Source organism: Stenotrophomonas sp. WHRI 8082 (genome assembly GCF_040223995.2).
Taxonomy (GTDB): domain Bacteria; phylum Pseudomonadota; class Gammaproteobacteria; order Xanthomonadales; family Xanthomonadaceae; genus Stenotrophomonas.
This window is the reverse complement of sequence record NZ_CP167826.1, coordinates 1,316,409-1,333,762: the sequence shown is the minus strand read 5'-3', so window position 1 is coordinate 1,333,762 and position 17,354 is coordinate 1,316,409. Positions and strand designations below refer to the sequence as shown.

Sequence of the window (17,354 nt, the reverse complement as noted above, 5' to 3'; positions counted from 1 at the left end):
CCGCCGCCACGCCCTGGATGCCCGAGCTGTGCCGGCTGCCGCGGCTGGCGGCGATGTGTGGGCTGGCGCTGCTGGTGGTGGTCGTGTTGGCGCTGGCACCCGACGGCAGCCGCCACTGGAGCATGGGGCGGCTGGTGTCTGCCAGTGGTTTTGCGCTGTGGCTGGCATTGGCGGTCAGTGGCGCGTTGTGCGTGCTGCGCCGTGTGCTTTCGCGGTTGCCTCCCGTGGCCGGATCGTTGGCCGCCATCGGCCTGACGGCGGTGATTGCCGTGCTCGGCGCCGGCATCATCCATGCGTTGTACGCCGTACTCGGCGACAGCTTCACCCGGGGTATCGGGTTCTGGCGTTTCACCTTGGGCAGTGCGGCCACCACGGCGCTGATCAGCGCCGTGGCGCTGCGCTATTTCTACGTCAGTGACCGCTGGGCGGCGCAGGTGCAGGCCAAGGCCCGTGCCGAGGCCGATGCGTTGCAGGCACGGATCCGCCCGCATTTCCTGTTCAACAGCATGAACCTGATCGCCAGCCTGGTGCGCCGCGACCCGGTGGTCGCCGAGCGTGCGGTGCTTGATCTATCCGACCTGTTCCGCGCTGCACTGGGTGCCGGCGACGGCGATTCCACGCTGCAGGGCGAGTGCGAGCTGGCCGAACGCTACCTCTCCATCGAAACGCTGCGCCTGGGGGATCGGCTGCAGGTACGCTGGCAGCGTCCGGACGACCTGCCCTGGCAGCATCCGATGCCGCGCCTGGTGCTGCAGCCCCTGGTGGAAAACGCCGTATTGCACGGCATCTCGCGGCTGCCGGAAGGGGGCACGATTGAACTGGACATTGCCTGCGCGGAGGGGCTGCTGCAGATACTGATCCGCAACCCGGCGCCGGACCCGGAAGCGCCGTCGCTGGCACTGACCCAGGGCGCCGGCCATGCCCTGCACAACATCGCCCACCGGCTGGCCTGGCGCTTCGGTGCCGGGGCGCGGATGACGGCGGGTTGGAGCGGGGGCTACTATGAATGCCGCATCACCATGCCGGTCCGTTGATTCCGGTCCACCAGAGGGGAGCCACGTGAGGGTAGTGATCGCCGATGACGAGCCGCTGGCGCGCGAGCGCCTGCAGTCGCTGCTGGCCGAGCTTCCCGGTGTGTCGGTGGTGGCCGAGGCGGCCAACGGTGAGCAGGCCCTGCATGCCTGCGCGGAACTGCAGCCGGACCTGGTGCTGTTGGATATCGCCATGCCCGGCCTGGACGGGCTGGAGACGGCGCGCCACCTGGCCACCTTCGAGCCACGACCGGCCGTGGTGTTCTGTACGGCCTACGACGCGCATGCGCTGTCCGCCTTCGAGGCCGCGGCAATTGATTACCTGATGAAGCCGGTGCGGCCCGAACGGCTGGCGTCGGCGGTGGAGCGTGCGCGTGTCTTCCTGGCTGGCCGGGGCGAGTCGCAGGGCAACGGCGATGGCCGTGCCCGCACCGTGCTCTGTGCACGGCTGCGCGGCGGCCTGCGCTTGATCCCGGTGGAAGACATCCACTATCTGCAGGCGGAAGAAAAGTACGTCGTGGTGCATCACGCGCGGGGCGAAGACCTGATCGAGGAATCGCTCAAATCGCTGGAGGAAGAGTTCGCCAGCCGCTTCATCCGCATCCACCGCAACTGCCTGGTCGCCCGCCACGAGTTGATCGAGCTGCGCCGCGGCGTCGCCGGCCAAGTGCAGGCGGTGCTGCGGCATGGCAAGCAACCGCTGGAAGTCAGCCGACGCTGCGTGGCGACCCTGCGGCAGGATCTGCGTCACCTGTAAGAACGTCAACGTCAAAAGCCGCAGGGCTCCTTGCTGGCGGGGCGGGGTGGGTTGGCGGGGTACGGCAAAATCCGCATCCATGCGGGCCTCGTTTCGCGCCATCCATGGCGGGGTCCACGTCATCGCATTCGCGCTGCCGCTCCCACGCTTTGCTGCGCAAACCGTGGGCCCCGTCTCACCAGCACCCACACCCCGCCGCTTCGCGGCCGCCCCTGACTCAGGGGCTACCTCCACCAGACAGCCTGCTGTCATCGGTAGCGCCGAGCCGTGCTCAGCGGAATGTCCCCGCCAACGGCCCGCTGCGCTCGCCGACCATGGGTATGCCGGTCGTCCTGACCGGCACCCTACGGGCCGTCGCAAGCGACGTTGGCCGCGGCTCCTGCCGCTGCCTTCGGCGCTACCGCTTTTCTTCTTTTTTTTCATACGCGGCGGGCGGCCACGGAACCTGTCAGGGGGCCGGGCGGTGGGACTGGGCGGGGGCGTTGAGTGCCATGGATGGCGCGAAACGAGGCCCGCATGGATGCGGTTGTTGCCGTCCCCCGCCCAGTCCCACCGCCCGGCCCTCTCGCAGCAGCCTTGAAGCAGCCAGCCGCGAGGGGGTCACACCCGTTCGTCCCATTTCCCGATGCGCGATAATGACGGCATGGAAACCCTTCGCATCGCTACCCGCAAAAGCCCGCTCGCCCTGTGGCAGAGCGAACACGTCGCCGAGCGCCTGCAGGCCGCCCATCCCGGCCTGCACGTCGAACTGATACCCATGAGTACCCGCGGCGATGAAGTGCTGGATCGCTCGCTCGCGGCCATCGGCGGCAAGGGCCTGTTCCTGAAAGAACTGGAGTTGGCCATCCTGCGCGGTGAAGCCGACTGCGCGGTGCACTCGCTGAAGGATGTACCGATGGAACTTGATGCGCCGTTCGTGCTGCCGGCGATCCTGCCACGGCATGATCCCGCCGATGGCTTCGTCTCCAATCTGTACGCATCGCTGGATGCGCTGCCGCTGGGCGCACGCGTCGGCACGTCGTCGCTGCGCCGCCAGGCCCAGTTGCGCGCATTGCGCCCGGATCTGGAGCTGCTGGACCTGCGCGGCAACGTCAATACGCGGCTGGCCAAGCTCGACAACGGCGGCTACGACGCGATCGTGCTGGCGGTAGCGGGGCTGGAGCGCTTGGGGCTGGAGCAGCGCATCATGGCGCGCCTGACCGCACCGCAGTGGTTGCCGGCACCTGCGCAGGGCGCGGTGGCGGTGGAGTGTGATGGCGGCAAGCCGGCGGTGATGCAGCTGTTCGCAGCGCTGGACGATGCCACCACGCGCAGCTGCGTCGAGGCCGAGCGGGCGATGAATCGCGCGCTGCACGGCAGTTGCCATGTGCCGGTGGCGGCCATTGCCGTGTGGCAGGGCGACGATCTGCATCTGCAGGGGCTGGTCGGCGGTGTGGCCGATGGCCGCGCAGTGCGCGCCGAGGCCGTGGGCCCGGGCGCCGACCCCGAGGCGTTGGGACAGCAGGTAGCGCAGATGCTGCTCGATGGCGGCGCAGGCGAACTGCTCGCGGTGTGATGTCCCTCGTCGCGTGATGCCCCGGGACGCGCGATGCTCCGGTAGAGCCGACTTCAGTCGGCTGCTTCTGCCGCGCCGGAAATCTTGATCCGCACGCAGGCCGCGCTTCGCGCTCGCCGAGCATGGCTCGGCGCTACCCGAAATCGCAGGCGGGGCTTACTTGAACTTGTAGACCACGTTCATCGTGGTCAGCGTGTCGGTCTTCTGCTTGTCGATGCCGACGTCGCTGTTGTGGCGCGCCTGCCATGCCGCCTTCAGCGCCAGGTGTTCATTCATGCTGACCGATACGCCGAAATCGTTCTGCGCGAAGGTGTTGTACGAACCCGATTCCACCAGCAGCGTGTTGACCAGGTCGGTGTTGGGGGTCAGCGAATACTTGATGTCGAAGAAGCCACGGCCGATCAGGCCCGTGCGGGTTTCATCGTCTTCGGTGCTGTGGGTGCGACGCACACCGGGGCCGATCTGCGCATCCAGCGAGAAGCGGTCGTTGCCCCACAGCCGGGTGCCGTAACCCAGACCGAACGAGCTCTGCCGGTCGTAGGTGGCGAAGTCGTCGCGCTCGTAACGCACCGTCGCGGTGATCTGCCGGTGTTCGCCCAGCTGCAACGCGCTGCCGGCACTGCCGGTATAGCGGTTGGCGGTAGTGTTGCTGACCTTGGTTTCGGTGCCGTCGTCACTGGTCTGGATCGACTCGGAGCGCGAACGCAGGCCGAACAGGTCCATGCTGTGCACCCAGTCGTCGTCGGTGTAACGCAGGCGCAGCCGGCCATTGGCGCTTTCGGTGGTGCTGTTGCCACGTGCGGACGCGAAGCCCAGTTCGCCGCCACTGCCGCTCCACGGGGAGGTCATCGCCGCCAGTTCGGCGGGATCCTGGGCGAATGCCGCAGGGGCGACCAGCAACAGGGGAAACAGCAGGTAAACACGCAGGGACATCAGGATTCTCCGGGGGGGCGGGCGTGGAACGCAGGGCGTGATGATAACGTCAACCCGCGCGCGTCTCGACCGCAGTCCAACGCGTGCTTCAGTCAGCGTTTCTGCTGTCGCCCATTCAGTGCTTGCACCCACCCGGCGTCAGGGCAGGGGCACCTGCAGCGTGGAATCGTCCAGGCGCGAATAGCGCAGCGTGATCCGGTAGGGCTGGTCCTTGTTGAAACCATCGCGCTGCACCTGCCGCGGCAGGCCATCAGCGCCGATCCAGTACTGCAGGGTCTCGCCGCTACCCGTCGGCCCCTCCACCCGGTACAGGCGCGTGGCCGTGCCGTCGATATCGGCCGTACCGCCCGCTTCGACCGTCAGCCCCTGCAGGCCAGCCTCGGAAGGCAGCGGACTGCGCCACTGCTGCAATAGGCCGTCGGGTACCGGCACCTGTTCGATGCGGCCCTCGGACTGCAGGAAGAAGGTGTTGCCGATGATCGTCTGCACGCCGCCGGGCCCTTCCAGCCGATAGCGGTCCGGGGCGACGAAGTCCATGGTGGTATGCACCACCTGGCCGGCCTGCGCGCCGTGCAGGCGCATCTCAGCGTGGAAGCTGCGCAGCGCAGCAAACCGCTGGCTCGCCCGCAGCACGGCCTGTGCCGGATCCGCATCCGCCGTAGGCGCCTGGGCCGGCGCGGCGGGCACGGAGCCCGGGAGCGCTGCATCGGCAGGCGGCGAGCGCTGCTCACAGCCACTGAGCAGCAGCAGAGCGGCTGCCAAGGACGCGACGAGGGGGAGCGGAGCGCGCATACGGGGCCGACCGGGACGTGGGGGACCGACACGATAGCCGATCATCGCCGCCACAACGGCCGCGACTCGGACATAATCGGAGCCATGGACCGATACGAACGCATCACTGCCCTGCATCGTCTGCTGAAGTCTGCCCGCTACCCGGTGACGGTGGCCACGCTGCAGGACAAGCTTGGCTGCTCCCGCGCGACTGTTTACCGCGACCTGGCGTTCCTGCGCGACGCCTTGATGGCGCCGATCGAAGGTGACGGCGAAGCCGGCTTCCGCTACATGGCCGATGAGAGCGACCGGTTCGAGCTGCCGGGGTTGTGGCTCAGTTCGGAAGAACTGCACGCGCTGCTGGCCTCGCAGCACCTCCTGGCGCGCACCGGCGGCGGCGTCCTGTCGTCGGTGCTGGCCCCGCTGCAGCAGCGGATAGAGGGCCTGCTTGCCGCCCAGGCCGGCGTATCCACGTGGCCGGTGGACCGGGTGCGGGTGATTCCGCACCGGGTACGCAAGTTCGATGAAGGCAGCTTCCGCAGCGTGGCCTCGGCGGTACTGGAACGCCGGCAGCTGGCCTTTGAGTACCGCGCCCGCTCCACGGACCAGCCGACCCGCCGCATCGTATCGCCGCAGCGGTTGACCCACTATCGCGACAACTGGTACCTGGATGCCTGGGACCACGACCGCGAGGCGCTGCGCAGCTTCGCCGTGGACCGCATCAACAAGGCGCGGGTCGTGGATGCACCGGCCACCGATGTCGACGACGACGAGCTGGACGCCCAGCTGGGTGCCAGTTATGGCATCTTTTCCGGCGCGCCGAAGGGCTGGGCGACGATCCTTTTCAGCGCCAAGGCCGCCCGCTGGGTGGCCGACGAGCATTGGCACGCCAACCAGCAGGGCCGCTACCTGGCCGACGGACGCTATGAGCTGAAAGTGCCGTACAGCGTTTCCCGCGAATTGTTGATGGATGTGCTGCACTATGGGTCCGATGCCGAAATCATCGAACCGGTGATGCTGCGCGAACAGGCCAAGAGCCTGTTGGCGCTGGCACTCAGCAACTACGAATGACCCTCCCCCGAGATACCGCATACGATGAAGAAGACCCTGTTGTTGTCCCTTGTCGCCGCGTTGGCCCTGAGTGCCTGTGGCAAATCCGGCGATGCGTCGCAGAAGCTGGTGGTGGCCGCGACGGCCGTGCCGCACGCGGAAATCCTGGACGTGGTCAAGCCGATGCTGAAAGAGCAGGGCGTGGAGCTGGACGTGCGGGTGTTCAATGACTACGTGCAGCCGAACGACCAGCTGGTGCAGAAGCAGGTGGACGTCAATTACTTCCAGACCGAGCCCTACCTCGATGCCTACAACCGCGACCGCAAGACCGACCTGGTCACCGTGGTCGGCGTGCACATCGAGCCGTTCGGTGCCTATTCGCGCAAGGTGAAATCGCTGGACGAACTGCGTGATGGTGCCGACGTGGTGATTCCGAACGACCCCAGCAACAACAGCCGTGCGCTGATCCTGCTGCACAACGCCGGCGTGATCCAGTTGAAGGATCCGAAGAACGCGCTGGCGACCCAGCGTGACATCACCGCGAACCCGAAGCACCTCAAGTTCCGCGAGCTCGATTCGGCGATGTTGCCGCGGGTGCTGGACCAGGTGGATCTGGCGTTGATCAACACCAACTACGCGCTGGATGCGGGTCTGAACCCGACCCAGGATGCGTTGGCGATCGAGAGCAAGGATTCGCCCTACGTGAACTTCCTTGTCGCGCGCGCCGACAACAAGGACGACGCCCGCGTGCAGAAGCTGGCAGCGGCGCTGACCAGCCCGCAGGTGAAGGAATTCATCGCGCAGAAGTACAAGGGCGCCGTCCTGCCGGCGTTCTGACCGCACCATCGCCGCTGCATGCGTCGAGCAGGACTCGGCGCATGCGCGGCATCCGCCGTTACCAGGCCAAGGTCGCGTTGACGGCCCGCTGCCAACCGGCATACAGCGCTTCACGGTGCTGCGGATCCAGCGTCGGTTCGAAGCGCCGGTCTACGCCCCACAACGCGGCGATCTGCTCTCTGCTTTCCCAGAATCCGGTGGCAAGGCCCGCCAGGTAGGCCGCACCCAGTGCCGTCGTCTCTGCCACCTGGGGCCGCAGCACGGGCACACCGAGCATGTCGCTCTGGAACTGCGCCATGAAGTCATTGGCGATGGCACCGCCATCAGCGCGCAGCTCCTTCAGCTCGATGCCAGCATCGGCCTGCATCGCAGCCAGCACGTCACGTGTCTGGTAGGCCATCGATTCCACCGCAGCACGGATGAAATGTTCCTTGGTGGTGCCGCGGGTAACGCCGAACATGGCGCCGCGTACGTCGCTTCGCCAGTACGGTGCACCGAGGCCGACGAACGCGGGCACCAGATACACCCCGCCCGTGTCTGGCACACGTTCGGCATACGCCTGGCAATCACCGGACTTGCCGAACATGCGCAGCCCGTCGCGCAGCCACTGCACCACTGATCCGGCGACGAAGATCGACCCTTCGAGCGCGTATTCGACCTGGCCATCGACGTTCCAGGCAATGGTCGTCAGCAGGCCATTGCGTGATGCCACCGCCTTGTTGCCGGTGTGCATCAGCATGAAACAGCCGGTGCCGTAGGTGTTCTTGGCCATGCCCGGTTCGAAGCAGGCCTGGCCGAACAGTGCGGCCTGCTGGTCGCCCGCGATGCCGGCGATGGGGATCTGCCGATCAAAGAAGAACTGCGCACGGCTGTGGCCGTAGATTTCGCTGCTGCCGCGCACCTCCGGCAGCATGGCCCGCGGGATGTCCAGCAGCGCCAGTAGTTCGTCATCCCAGCACAGTGCGTGGATGTCGAACAGCAACGTGCGGGCGGCGTTGGTCATGTCGGTCACGTGCACCGCGCCGCCGGTGAGGTTCCAGATCAGCCAGCTGTCGATTGTGCCGAACAACAGTTCACCGCGTTCGGCACGTGCCTGGGCGCCCTCCACATAGTCCAGGATCCAGCGGATCTTGGTCGCTGAAAAGTAGGCATCCACCAGCAGCCCGGTCTTCGCGCGGATCATCGGCTCGTGGCCTTCGGCCTTCAGGCGCTCGCAGATCGCCTCACTCTGGCGCGACTGCCAGACCACCGCATTGTGGATCGGTTGCCCCGTTGCCTTGTCCCATACGACGGTGGTTTCGCGCTGGTTGGTGATGCCGATGCCGGCGATGCGGCGCGGGTCGATCTGCTGGCGATTGAGCAGCTCGGTGATGGTGGTATAGACACTGGTGAGGATCTCGCGCGGATCGTGTTCGACCCATCCCGGCTGCGGGAAAATCTGCGCGAATTCGCGCTGTGCCGAACCGGCGATGCGCCCTTGGCGGTCGAACAGAATGGCGCGCGAGCTGGTGGTGCCCTGATCGATGGCGAGGATGAAATCAGCTTCCATGGCAGGCTTCCTGGTCGAGGCGCGGGAATGGGTGAGGGTGTGCTGGTTTCATTGTGCGCTGCCGTCCGTGCCGACGCCGTGCGCGTCGCGGGCGCGCTGGCGCGCAGGCAGGAACGGCAGGATCAGGCACTGGTAAGCCGCACCACCGAGCGCGCCGCCGACCAGCGGGCCCAGGATCGGGATCCACCAGTAGTGATCTTCGGCAGGCAACGCGGCGGCGCCCCAGCCGTTCAACCACGCGAACACACGCGGGCCGAAATCGCGCGCGGGGTTGATGGCCCAGCCCTCCAGATAACCCATCGAGGCCCCGATGCAGGCGACCAGCAGGCCGATCATCAGGGCACCGCTGTTGGCGCCCGGAGCGGCCTCGTTGTATCGCTCGGTGATGGCGAATATGCCGAACACGAGCAGGGCGGTGAGGATGACCTGGTTGCTCAGCGCATGCAGGGGCGTGACGGCCAGGCCGGGTGCGGTGAAGAAGACGCTGGCCGCGCCCCCTTCCGCACGAGTGAGGCCGTGCAGCGCGTTGTAATGGTCGATCACCGGCGCGTACAGCAGGTAGACGATCGCCGCGCCGACCATCGCGCCCAGCACCTGTGCTGCCCAATACGGCAGCACGCGCGACCAGGGAAAACCGCGGTAGAGGGCCAATGCGAGGGTGACCGCGGGATTGGCGTGGGTACCGGAAATGGACGCGGTGGTGTAGATCGCCAGGCTCACGGCAAGCCCCCAGGTGATGCACAGCCCCCAGTAGGCGTTCTGATACGGGCTGGGATCGTACAGCAGGTACATCGCGGCGGCCGAACAGCCGATGCTGATGATGATCGCCACCGCAACGGCTTCGGAAATCAGTTCGCCGATCAGCGGTTGTCGGGTCATGGTGTGCTCCTTGTCGTCGGGCTGGGGACGTCGAAGCGAGGGGCGGGTGTGGGGTCGCGCGCCACGCGGGCGGCCAGCCACTGCGCCACGTCGTGCTGCTGCACGGCATCCAGCGACAGCCCGAGCAGCGTGCGTCGCCACAGCAGATCGTCCACGTGGCGGACCCACTCATGCAGGTACAGGTACTCGACCTCGGCTTCATGCAGATCCGCACCGAAGTGCATGCCGAGCGCTTCCAGCGATTCCGCGTTGCCGAGGATGCGCGCCGCGCGGCTGCCATAGCTGCGTGCCCAGCGTGCAGCCAACGGCGCTGGCAGCCACGGCCAGCGGGTGGCCAACCAGTGCCTCGCCTGGGACGGCGTGCCAAGGTCGCCGCCTGGCAGCACGGGCCCCTCTGCGGTCCATGCCGGCGCATTCGAACCGGCTTCGTGCACCAGCAGGTCCACCGCCTCTTCGGCCAAGCGACGGAACGTGGTCAGCTTGCCGCCCAGCACGTTGAGCAGGGGAGCGCCTTCGACATCCAGGTCCAGGCGATAGTCACGCGTCACTGCACTGGCAGCGGCATGCGCATCATCCAGCAGGGGCCGCACACCGCTGAAACTCCACAGGACATCATCTGCACCGATCTGCCGCCGGAAGCTGCGGTTGACCGCCGCGCACAGGTAGGCACGCTGCGCCGGGTCTATCCGCACACGCGCCGGGTCTTCGTCGAAATCGACGTCGGTGGTGCCGATCAGGCTGAAACGATCTTCGAACGGAACGACGAACACGATGCGCCCGTCCGGCTGCTGCAGCAGGTACGCATGGCCATGGTCATGCAGCGCAGGCACCACGATATGGCTGCCCTGCACCAGCCGTAGCGGCGTGCTGCGACTGAGGCTGATGTCCTCGGTGAAGCGCGAGGCCCAAGGGCCGGTGGCATTGACCAGCATGCGGGCCTGCACGCTATGCAGCTGACCGCGCTCGTCGCGAAGATCGACGCACCATCCACTGGGTTCGCGCCAGGCCTGCAGGCAGGTGGTGCGGGTCCAGATGCGCGCCCCGCGTTCGTGGGCATCCAGCGCGTTCAGTACGACAAGCCGTGCGTCGGCGACCTGCGCGTCGGCATACAGGAAGCCCTGGGTGACACTGTCGCGAAGCGGAGCGCCGAGGGCAGTGCCGCGCAGAGGGACGCGCCGCGACCGTGGCAACGTATCCCCGCGCGGAGCCAGACGGTCGTACACCATCAACCCCAGGCGGATCATCCACGCAGGACGCAGGTGCGGCTCGTGGGGCAGCACGAAGGGCAGGGGATGGACCAGATGCGGCGCGAGGCGCATCAGCACTTGGCGTTCGGCCAGCGCCTTGCGGACCATGCCGAATGCGCGGTGTTCGAGGTAACGCAGGCCGCCATGGATCAGCTTCGAGCTGGCACTGGAGGTGTGGGCCGCCAGATCGTGCTGTTCGCACAGCGCCACCTTCAGTCCGCGGCCGGCAGCGTCACGGGCAATGCCCACGCCATTTATGCCACCGCCCACCACCAGCACATCGAACATGATCGGGTGACCTTGCCTGCGCTCCGCCTTGGTGGTGCGAGCCTAACGCACCGGCGGTGGCAGAAACCTCCCATCCGATGGCCAAGGCCTGTACGCGGTGCGCATACGCGTGAGAGTGGCGCATGCGGTCCGGCCCCCTTGACGCGTCATGCCGCAGAAACGACAACGGGCCCCGAAAGGCCCGTTGCGTTGCGACGCTGTCTGGCAGGGAGGCTTAGAAGCGTGCGCCGATGCCGAAGCCGACGGTCCACGGATCCATCTTGGCCTTGCGGCCGCTGTCCACGCCGCTCTCGGTGACCTTCGAGCGGGCATTCAGGTAGCGCGCATCTGCGCGGGCGAACCAGGTGGAGTTGATGTTCATGTCGACGCCGACGGTGCCCATCGCACCCTTGGCGGTCTCCAGGCCGACGTGGCCGACAGCAGCCGGCACGGCGAGCTTTTCATTGCTGTAGTTCGATTCGAAGTAGCCCACGCCCACGAACGGACGGAACACGTTGTCGGCCTGACCGAAGTGGTACTGGCCGCTCAATGCGATCGGCTGCTGCTGCAGCGTACCGATGCGCGTGCCGGCCGGACCCTTCACGGTGTGGTCGAACTTGTCGGCAGCACCCCACAGTTCAACGGCCCAATTGTCATTGACGTAATAGCTGAGGCTGATGGTCGGCGCCGAGCCGCCATCCGTCTTCTGCGAAACGCCCTTGACGGCGTCATTCTTCGGCTGCAGCAGCGCAATGCCGCCGACGACGGCGAAGTGCTTGCCGGACGCGGTTTCATTGGCGGCGACAGCGTCGGTGCCGGCCGGGCGCTCGACCGTGGTCGACGGGCTCTGGGCAAACGCCGCAGGGGCCAGGGCGGCGCTGATCAGCAGGGACAGCGGCAGGGTGGTAATGGATCGCATGGGGTAGCTCCTGAATCTGGAAGTGGGTGAGCCCCCTTCTGCGGGGCGCGGCGAAAACGGTAAGCCGCGCAACATGAATCGATTCCAAGGAGGATTAAATTTTCGTTCCCCATACCGCATGCAGGGGTCAAAGCCCTTGCGCTGCAGGGTTTTTGATATATGACGTATATGGCTATGCGTCGCGGGTGACATGTCAGAAACGACAACGGACCCCGAAGGGTCCGTTGCGTTTTGACGCTTTACTACCGTGACGCTTAGAAGCGTGCGCCGATACCGAAGCCGACGGTCCACGGATCCAGCTTGGCATCCGCGCCGGTGCCCTGGCCACCCACCTTCACTTCCGGACGGGAGTGCATGTAACGCGCATCCGCACGGGCAAACCAGGTGGAATTGATGTTCATGTCAACGCCGACGGTGCCGATGGCGCCCTTGGCGGTTTCCAGCCCGATGTGCTGGGTGACGCCCGGTGCGACCAGGTCTTCATTGCTGAAGTTCGACTCGTAGTAGCCCACGCCCACGAACGGACGGAACACGTTGTCCGCCAGGCCGAAGTGGTACTGGCCGCTCAGCGCGATCGGCTGCTGTTCGACCGTGCCCAGGCGTTCGTTGCCGACGCCGCGCACGCGGTGGTTGAACTTGTCTGCTGCGCCCCACAGTTCAACGGCCCAGTTGTCGTTGATGTAGTAGCTCAGGCTCAGGGTGGGCGCCGGGCCACCATCGAACTTGCGGATGCCGTCGATCGGGTCATTCTTCGGCTGCAGCAGGGCGACACCGCCGACAACGGCGAAATGCTTGCCCGACGCAGTGTCGGTGCCCGTGGAGTAGCTGCTGTCTGCCGGTGCAGCCGTGGTGGTGTAGTCCTGCGCGAACGCGGCCGGTGCAAAAGCGGCGCTGGTCAGCAGGGACAGGGTCAGGATATTGATCTTACGCATGGGGGTATCTCCTTCGATTACTGTTACAAGGCCCCCGTGGCGGGGTGGGCATCAACGTATTCCTCCGCACATGAATCAATTCCTACGGACGTTAAAAAATAGTTGGATGCGTTCAGCCAAGTCGCGTACAGCCTTGCAATTCCGTGTTTTCGGCAGTCAAGTCAGTTCATGCAGATGGTGGAAATGTGATTGAAATCGACCTCTGTACCGGCCTGTCCGCGCAGATCGGGGCGGATTGCCGGGTGCTGGTGCTCGGTTCGATGCCCGGCGTAGCGTCCCTGCGCCAAGCGCAGTACTACGCCCATCCGCGCAACCGTTTCTGGCCCCTGATGGCGTTGTTGGCGGGTGTTGAGCTTTCCGCGCCCTACCCGCAGAGGCTGCAGCAGCTGCACAAAGCCGGCATCGGCGTGTGGGATGTGATCGGGGAGTGTCGACGCCGGGGCAGCCTGGATGCGGACATCGTGCGCGGCAGTGAAGTGCCCAACGCGCTGGGGCCGGCCGTGGCGGCGCTGCGCGATCTGCGGCTGATCGCGTGCAACGGCGCTGCGGCCCACCGCGCGTTCCTGCGCTTCATCGTTCCGGTCGGTGGGAATCCGCAGGTGCCGGTGTTGGCCTTGCCATCGACCAGTCCCGCCAATGCGGCCGCCTCGCTGGGCGCGTTGCAGCAGGCCTGGCAGCCCGTTGCCGACGCCCTGCGGTAGTGACGGCGGGCGACACGACCATCGAAAACGACGATGGCAGGGGTCTGACCCGCTGGTCCGACTCGGACAATACGCCACCGACTGGTGACACCGTGCAGCGTGTCGCCACAACGCAACGGCGTAGGCACAACAGCGTGTCCCGGGACAGTGTGGACTGAAAACGCCATCAACGGTTGGCGAGGGGGGCGTGCTGGCCGCACAATAGAGGATTCCCTACACCAGATTGCCGGAGTTATCCCCATGGCCGAAATCAAGGAAGCCCTCGTCCCCGATATCGGTGACTACAGCGATATCCCGGTAATCGAGGTGCTGGTCGCCGTCGGCGACACGGTCAAGAAGGACCAGGGACTGGTCACGCTCGAAAGTGACAAGGCCACGATGGAAGTCCCCTCGTCGGTGGCCGGTGTCGTCAAGGAAATCAAGGTGAAGGTCGGCGACAACCTGTCCGAGGGCAAGGTCGTGGCGCTGATCGAAGTGGCGGAAGGCGATACCGCCCCGCCTGCCAAGGCCGCCCCTGCACAGGCTGCTGCCGCGCCGGCGCCGGCCAAGAGCGCTGCCCCGGCCGCTGCTGAAAGCGCGCAGGCCGCTGCGCCCGCACCCGCTGCCGGCGGTGGTGCCGTTGAAGCGTTGGTGCCGGACATTGGTGATTATTCGGATATCCCGGTCATCGAGATCCTGGTGGCCGTGGGCGATACGGTAAAGAAGGACCAGGGCCTGGTGACGCTGGAAAGCGACAAGGCGACGATGGAAGTCCCGTCGTCGGTCGCCGGCGTGGTCAAGGAAATCAAGGTCAAGGTCGGCGACAACCTGTCGCAGGGCAAGGTCGTGGCGATCATTGAAGCCGAAGGCGCTGCCAGCGCTGCACCGGCTCCGACCCAGGCCAATGCCGCCACCAACGAAGCCGCCGAAACCGCCACCAAGGTGGAACCGGTGGCGGTGTCGGCTCAGCCGGACAAGCTGGCCCAGCGGGAAATGGCCAGCGCGCCGTCTGCCGGTGCGCCGACCAGCCCGCCGGTGCAGTTCAATGCAGACAGTGTGCTGCCGGCCAAGGTGCCCTATGCCACCCCGGCGGTACGCGTGTTCGCCCGTGAACTGGGTGTGGACCTGCTGCAGATCAGCGGCACCGAGAAGGGTGGGCGCATCACCAAGGGCGACGTGCAGAAGTTCGTAAAGGCCGCGTTGACCGGCGGTACTGCTGCCGGCGCTGCTGCACCGGCCGCCGCAGGTGGTGGACTGAATCTGCTGCCCTGGCCGAAGGTCGATTTCAGCAAGTTCGGCGAGGTTGAAGTCCAGCCGCTGTCGCGCATCAAGAAGATCTCCGGCGCGAACCTGGCCCGCAACTGGGCGATGATCCCGCATGTCACCCAGTTCGAGCAGGCCGACATCACCGATCTGGAAGCCCTGCGCGTGGCTTTGAACAAGGAAAACGAGAAGGCCGGCATCAAGCTGACCATGCTCGCCTTCCTGGTCAAGGCCAGTGCTGCGGCGTTGAAGAAATTCCCGGAGTTCAATGCCTCGCTGGATGCCAGTGGCGAGAACCTGACCCTGAAGAAGTACTTCAACATCGGTTTCGCCGCTGACACCCCGAACGGCCTGGTCGTGCCGGTGGTGCGTGACGTCGACAAGAAGGGCGTGGTGCAGATCGCGCAGGAAAGCGGCGAACTCGCCAAGAAGGCACGTGACGGCAAGTTGGGTCCGGCGGACATGAGTGGCGGCTGCTTCTCGATCAGCTCGCTGGGCGGCATCGGTGGCACGGCGTTCACCCCGATCGTCAACGCGCCGGAAGTGGCCATCCTCGGCGTGTCCAAGTCGTCGATCCAGCCGGTCTGGAACGGCAAGGAATTCGCGCCCAAGCTGATGCTGCCGCTGTCGCTGAGCTACGACCACCGCGTCATCGATGGCGCACTGGCCGCCCGCTTCACCACGTACCTGTCGCAGGTGCTGGCCGACATGCGCCGCGTGCTGCTCTGATCGAGCCCGCAAGCCCCCTCCGTGTGGCCGCCGCGATGCGCGCGGCCGCGTGACGAACTGCAGCAGACGCCCGCCGGCCTTCCCGCGCGGGCATGAAGGAAACCACCATGGCCACGATTGAAGTCAAGGTTCCCGACATCGGCGATTACAGCGATGTGCCGGTGATCGAAATACTGGTCGCCGTTGGCGACACGGTGAAGAAGGACCAGGGCCTGCTTACCCTGGAGTCGGACAAGGCGACGCTGGAAGTGCCGTCCTCGGCCGCTGGCGTGGTCAAGGAAATCAAGGTGAAGCTGGGCGACACGCTGTCTGAAGGCGCGGTCGTGGTCGTGCTGGACGCCGAAGGTGAGGGCGCAGCGCCCGTTGCACCGGCCAAGGCCGCCGCACCCGCCGCCGCACCGAACAGCAAGCCGCCGGTGACACCGTCGCATCGTGCGCCGGCCGAGCCGACTGCACCGAAGCCGGCCCTGTCCTCGGGCAAGGCCGCCGACATCGAATGCGCCATGGTCGTGCTGGGCTCCGGCCCCGGCGGCTACACGGCCGCCTTCCGCGCGGCCGATGTCGGCCTGGATACGGTGCTGGTCGAGCGGTACACCAGCCTGGGCGGTGTCTGCCTCAACGTGGGCTGCATTCCGTCGAAGGCGCTGCTGCACGCGGCTGCGGTGATCGATGAAGTCGCCCACGCCGGTGATTTCGGTGTCGAGTTCGGCGCCCCGAAGATCACCCTCGACAAGCTGCGCCAGTACAAGGAAAAGGTCGTCGGCCAGCTGACCAAGGGCCTGGCCGGCATGGCCAAGCAGCGCAAGGTGCGCACCGTGCAGGGCGTGGGCCGCTTCGTGTCGGCCAACGAGCTGCTGATCACTGCCGAAGACGGCAGCACGCAGTTGCTGCGTTTCCAGCAGTGCATCATCGCGGCCGGCTCGCAGGCAGTGAAGCTGCCGAACTTCCCGTGGGACGACCCGCGCGTGATGGACTCCACCGACGCGCTGGAACTGGCCGAGGTGCCGGGCTCGTTGCTGGTCGTGGGCGGGGGCATCATCGGCCTGGAAATGGCCACGGTGTATGCCGCACTGGGCAGCAACGTCACCGTGGTCGAGTTCATGGACCAGCTGATGCCGGGTGCCGACAAGGATCTGGTGAAGCCGCTGGCCGACCGCTTGAAGAAGCAGGGTGTCGAGGTCCATCTGAAGACCAAGGCGTCTGGCGTCAGCGCCGACAAGACGGGCATCACCGTGACCTTCGATGCGGCCGCAGAGGGTGAGACGCCCGCGCTGCAGAAGGGCACCTTCGACCGCGTACTGGTGGCCGTGGGCCGTTCGCCGAATGGTGGCAAGATCGATGCCGACAAGGCCGGTGTACAGGTGTCTGACCGGGGCTTCATTCCGGTGGACCGGCAGATGCGCACCAATGTGCCGCACATCTTCGCCATCGGCGACATCGTCGGCAACCCGATGCTGGCGCACAAGGCCACGCACGAAGGCAAGCTGGCGGCGGAAGTGGCTGCCGGCCACAAGAAGGAATGGGTCGCGCGGGTGATTCCGTCGGTGGCTTACACCAACCCGGAAATCGCGTGGGTGGGGGTGACCGAGACCGAAGCCAAGGCCAAGGGCCTGAAGGTCGGCGTAGCGAAATTCCCGTGGGCCGCCAGCGGGCGGGCCATCGGCATCGGCCGCACCGAGGGCTTCACCAAGCTGATCTTCGACGAAGAGACCCATCGGATCATCGGCGGCGCCATCGTCGGCGTGCATGCGGGCGACCTGCTGGCAGAAATCGGCCTGGCCATCGAGATGGGTGCGGAAGCCGAGGATATCGGCCACACCATCCATGCGCATCCGACGCTCAGCGAATCGGTCGCGATGGCATCGGAAATCTACGACGGCACGATCACCGATCTGTACATGCCGAAGAAGAAGTAGTCTCTCGTTTGATCTGCTCTTCATCAAGAGGCCCGGGCA

General features: G+C 66.2%; 15 protein-coding genes. 8 read left to right on the top strand and 7 right to left on the bottom strand.

Going from position 1 to position 17,354, the window contains the following annotated elements; all coding sequences use genetic code 11:
• The first annotated feature begins 17 nt into the window (after positions 1-17).
• The 3 genes from ABRP17_RS05975 to hemC all read left to right on the top strand — a co-directional run bounded on the left by ABRP17_RS05975 (position 18) and on the right by hemC (position 3,343).
• A complete protein-coding gene (locus tag ABRP17_RS05975; protein ID WP_372486965.1) occupies positions 18-1,034 on the top strand; it encodes a sensor histidine kinase in 1,017 nt (338 codons plus the stop codon).
• Positions 1,003-1,788 carry a LytTR family DNA-binding domain-containing protein gene (locus ABRP17_RS05970; protein WP_349985860.1) on the top strand — a complete coding sequence of 262 codons (786 nt, stop codon included), beginning with the start codon at positions 1,003-1,005 and terminating at the stop codon, positions 1,786-1,788. The genes ABRP17_RS05975 and ABRP17_RS05970 overlap by 32 nt, the downstream gene beginning before the upstream one ends.
• Positions 1,789-2,431: 643 nt before the next feature.
• Positions 2,432-3,343, top strand: a complete 912-nt coding sequence (gene hemC / locus ABRP17_RS05965) for a hydroxymethylbilane synthase (protein ID WP_349986724.1) — start codon at positions 2,432-2,434, stop codon at positions 3,341-3,343.
• A gap of 156 nt (positions 3,344-3,499) precedes the next feature.
• On the opposite strand, the gene ABRP17_RS05960 is transcribed toward hemC, so the two are convergent.
• Both ABRP17_RS05960 and ABRP17_RS05955 read right to left on the bottom strand, forming a co-directional pair.
• Entirely contained in the window at positions 3,500-4,276 is a 777-nt protein-coding gene (locus ABRP17_RS05960) for a YdiY family protein (RefSeq protein ID WP_188325081.1), read from the bottom strand.
• A gap of 138 nt (positions 4,277-4,414) precedes the next feature.
• Entirely contained in the window at positions 4,415-5,038 is a 624-nt protein-coding gene (locus ABRP17_RS05955) for a hypothetical protein (RefSeq protein WP_349986722.1), read from the bottom strand.
• Positions 5,039-5,152: 114 nt separating this feature from the next.
• Here ABRP17_RS05955 and ABRP17_RS05950 point away from each other — a divergent pair, with 114 nt between their 5' ends.
• Positions 5,153-6,118, top strand: coding sequence for a YafY family protein (locus ABRP17_RS05950; protein ID WP_188325079.1), 966 nt, complete (start codon positions 5,153-5,155; stop codon positions 6,116-6,118).
• A 24-nt stretch (positions 6,119-6,142) separates the two neighbouring features.
• A complete protein-coding gene (locus tag ABRP17_RS05945; RefSeq protein WP_192080792.1) occupies positions 6,143-6,934 on the top strand; it encodes a MetQ/NlpA family ABC transporter substrate-binding protein in 792 nt (263 codons plus the stop codon).
• Between the two features lie 58 nt (positions 6,935-6,992).
• Here the strand turns inward: ABRP17_RS05945 and glpK are convergent, their stop codons facing one another.
• From glpK to ABRP17_RS05920, 5 genes are all read right to left on the bottom strand, one after another.
• Entirely contained in the window at positions 6,993-8,483 is a 1,491-nt protein-coding gene (glpK, locus tag ABRP17_RS05940) for a glycerol kinase GlpK (RefSeq protein ID WP_349986720.1), read from the bottom strand.
• 48 nt (positions 8,484-8,531) lie between these two features.
• Complete coding sequence (locus ABRP17_RS05935) at positions 8,532-9,362, bottom strand: MIP/aquaporin family protein (RefSeq protein WP_349986718.1); 831 nt, start codon at positions 9,360-9,362, stop codon at positions 8,532-8,534.
• Complete coding sequence (glpD, locus tag ABRP17_RS05930; RefSeq protein WP_349986716.1) at positions 9,359-10,897, bottom strand: glycerol-3-phosphate dehydrogenase; 1,539 nt, start codon at positions 10,895-10,897, stop codon at positions 9,359-9,361. The genes ABRP17_RS05935 and glpD overlap by 4 nt, the downstream gene beginning before the upstream one ends.
• 214 nt (positions 10,898-11,111) lie before the next feature.
• The gene (locus ABRP17_RS05925; protein WP_349986714.1) at positions 11,112-11,795 is read right to left on the bottom strand and encodes an OmpW family outer membrane protein; all 684 of its coding nucleotides are present in this window, start codon (positions 11,793-11,795) and stop codon (positions 11,112-11,114) included.
• Between the two features lie 254 nt (positions 11,796-12,049).
• A complete protein-coding gene (locus ABRP17_RS05920; protein ID WP_188325074.1) occupies positions 12,050-12,727 on the bottom strand; it encodes an OmpW family protein in 678 nt (225 codons plus the stop codon).
• Positions 12,728-12,912: 185 nt separating this feature from the next.
• On the opposite strand from ABRP17_RS05920, the gene ABRP17_RS05915 reads away from it, so the two are divergent.
• The 3 genes from ABRP17_RS05915 to lpdA all read left to right on the top strand — a co-directional run bounded on the left by ABRP17_RS05915 (position 12,913) and on the right by lpdA (position 17,315).
• Positions 12,913-13,428, top strand: a complete 516-nt coding sequence (locus tag ABRP17_RS05915) for a DNA-deoxyinosine glycosylase (protein ID WP_349986711.1) — start codon at positions 12,913-12,915, stop codon at positions 13,426-13,428.
• Between the two features lie 240 nt (positions 13,429-13,668).
• Positions 13,669-15,399 carry a dihydrolipoyllysine-residue acetyltransferase gene (gene aceF / locus ABRP17_RS05910; protein ID WP_349986710.1) on the top strand — a complete coding sequence of 577 codons (1,731 nt, stop codon included), beginning with the start codon at positions 13,669-13,671 and terminating at the stop codon, positions 15,397-15,399.
• A 107-nt stretch (positions 15,400-15,506) separates the two neighbouring features.
• Complete coding sequence (gene lpdA, locus ABRP17_RS05905) at positions 15,507-17,315, top strand: dihydrolipoyl dehydrogenase (RefSeq protein ID WP_349986708.1); 1,809 nt, start codon at positions 15,507-15,509, stop codon at positions 17,313-17,315.
• Positions 17,316-17,354: the final 39 nt, after the last annotated feature.

What these genes read in the sequence shown, in the direction of transcription:
- hemC (WP_349986724.1), top strand. Translation starts at nt 2,432, where the DNA reads ATGGAAACCCTTCGCATCGCTACCCGCAAAAGCCCGCTCGCCCTGTGG.
- ABRP17_RS05945 (WP_192080792.1), top strand. Translation starts at nt 6,143, where the DNA reads ATGAAGAAGACCCTGTTGTTGTCCCTTGTCGCCGCGTTGGCCCTGAGT.
- ABRP17_RS05935 (WP_349986718.1), bottom strand. Translation starts at nt 9,362, where the DNA reads ATGACCCGACAACCGCTGATCGGCGAACTGATTTCCGAAGCCGTTGCG.
- ABRP17_RS05970 (WP_349985860.1), top strand. Translation starts at nt 1,003, where the DNA reads ATGAATGCCGCATCACCATGCCGGTCCGTTGATTCCGGTCCACCAGAG.
- ABRP17_RS05950 (WP_188325079.1), top strand. Translation starts at nt 5,153, where the DNA reads ATGGACCGATACGAACGCATCACTGCCCTGCATCGTCTGCTGAAGTCT.
- ABRP17_RS05920 (WP_188325074.1), bottom strand. Translation starts at nt 12,727, where the DNA reads ATGCGTAAGATCAATATCCTGACCCTGTCCCTGCTGACCAGCGCCGCT.
- glpK (WP_349986720.1), bottom strand. Translation starts at nt 8,483, where the DNA reads ATGGAAGCTGATTTCATCCTCGCCATCGATCAGGGCACCACCAGCTCG.
- aceF (WP_349986710.1), top strand. Translation starts at nt 13,669, where the DNA reads ATGGCCGAAATCAAGGAAGCCCTCGTCCCCGATATCGGTGACTACAGC.
- ABRP17_RS05975 (WP_372486965.1), top strand. Translation starts at nt 18, where the DNA reads ATGCCCGAGCTGTGCCGGCTGCCGCGGCTGGCGGCGATGTGTGGGCTG.
- lpdA (WP_349986708.1), top strand. Translation starts at nt 15,507, where the DNA reads ATGGCCACGATTGAAGTCAAGGTTCCCGACATCGGCGATTACAGCGAT.
- ABRP17_RS05960 (WP_188325081.1), bottom strand. Translation starts at nt 4,276, where the DNA reads ATGTCCCTGCGTGTTTACCTGCTGTTTCCCCTGTTGCTGGTCGCCCCT.
- glpD (WP_349986716.1), bottom strand. Translation starts at nt 10,897, where the DNA reads ATGTTCGATGTGCTGGTGGTGGGCGGTGGCATAAATGGCGTGGGCATT.
- ABRP17_RS05925 (WP_349986714.1), bottom strand. Translation starts at nt 11,795, where the DNA reads ATGCGATCCATTACCACCCTGCCGCTGTCCCTGCTGATCAGCGCCGCC.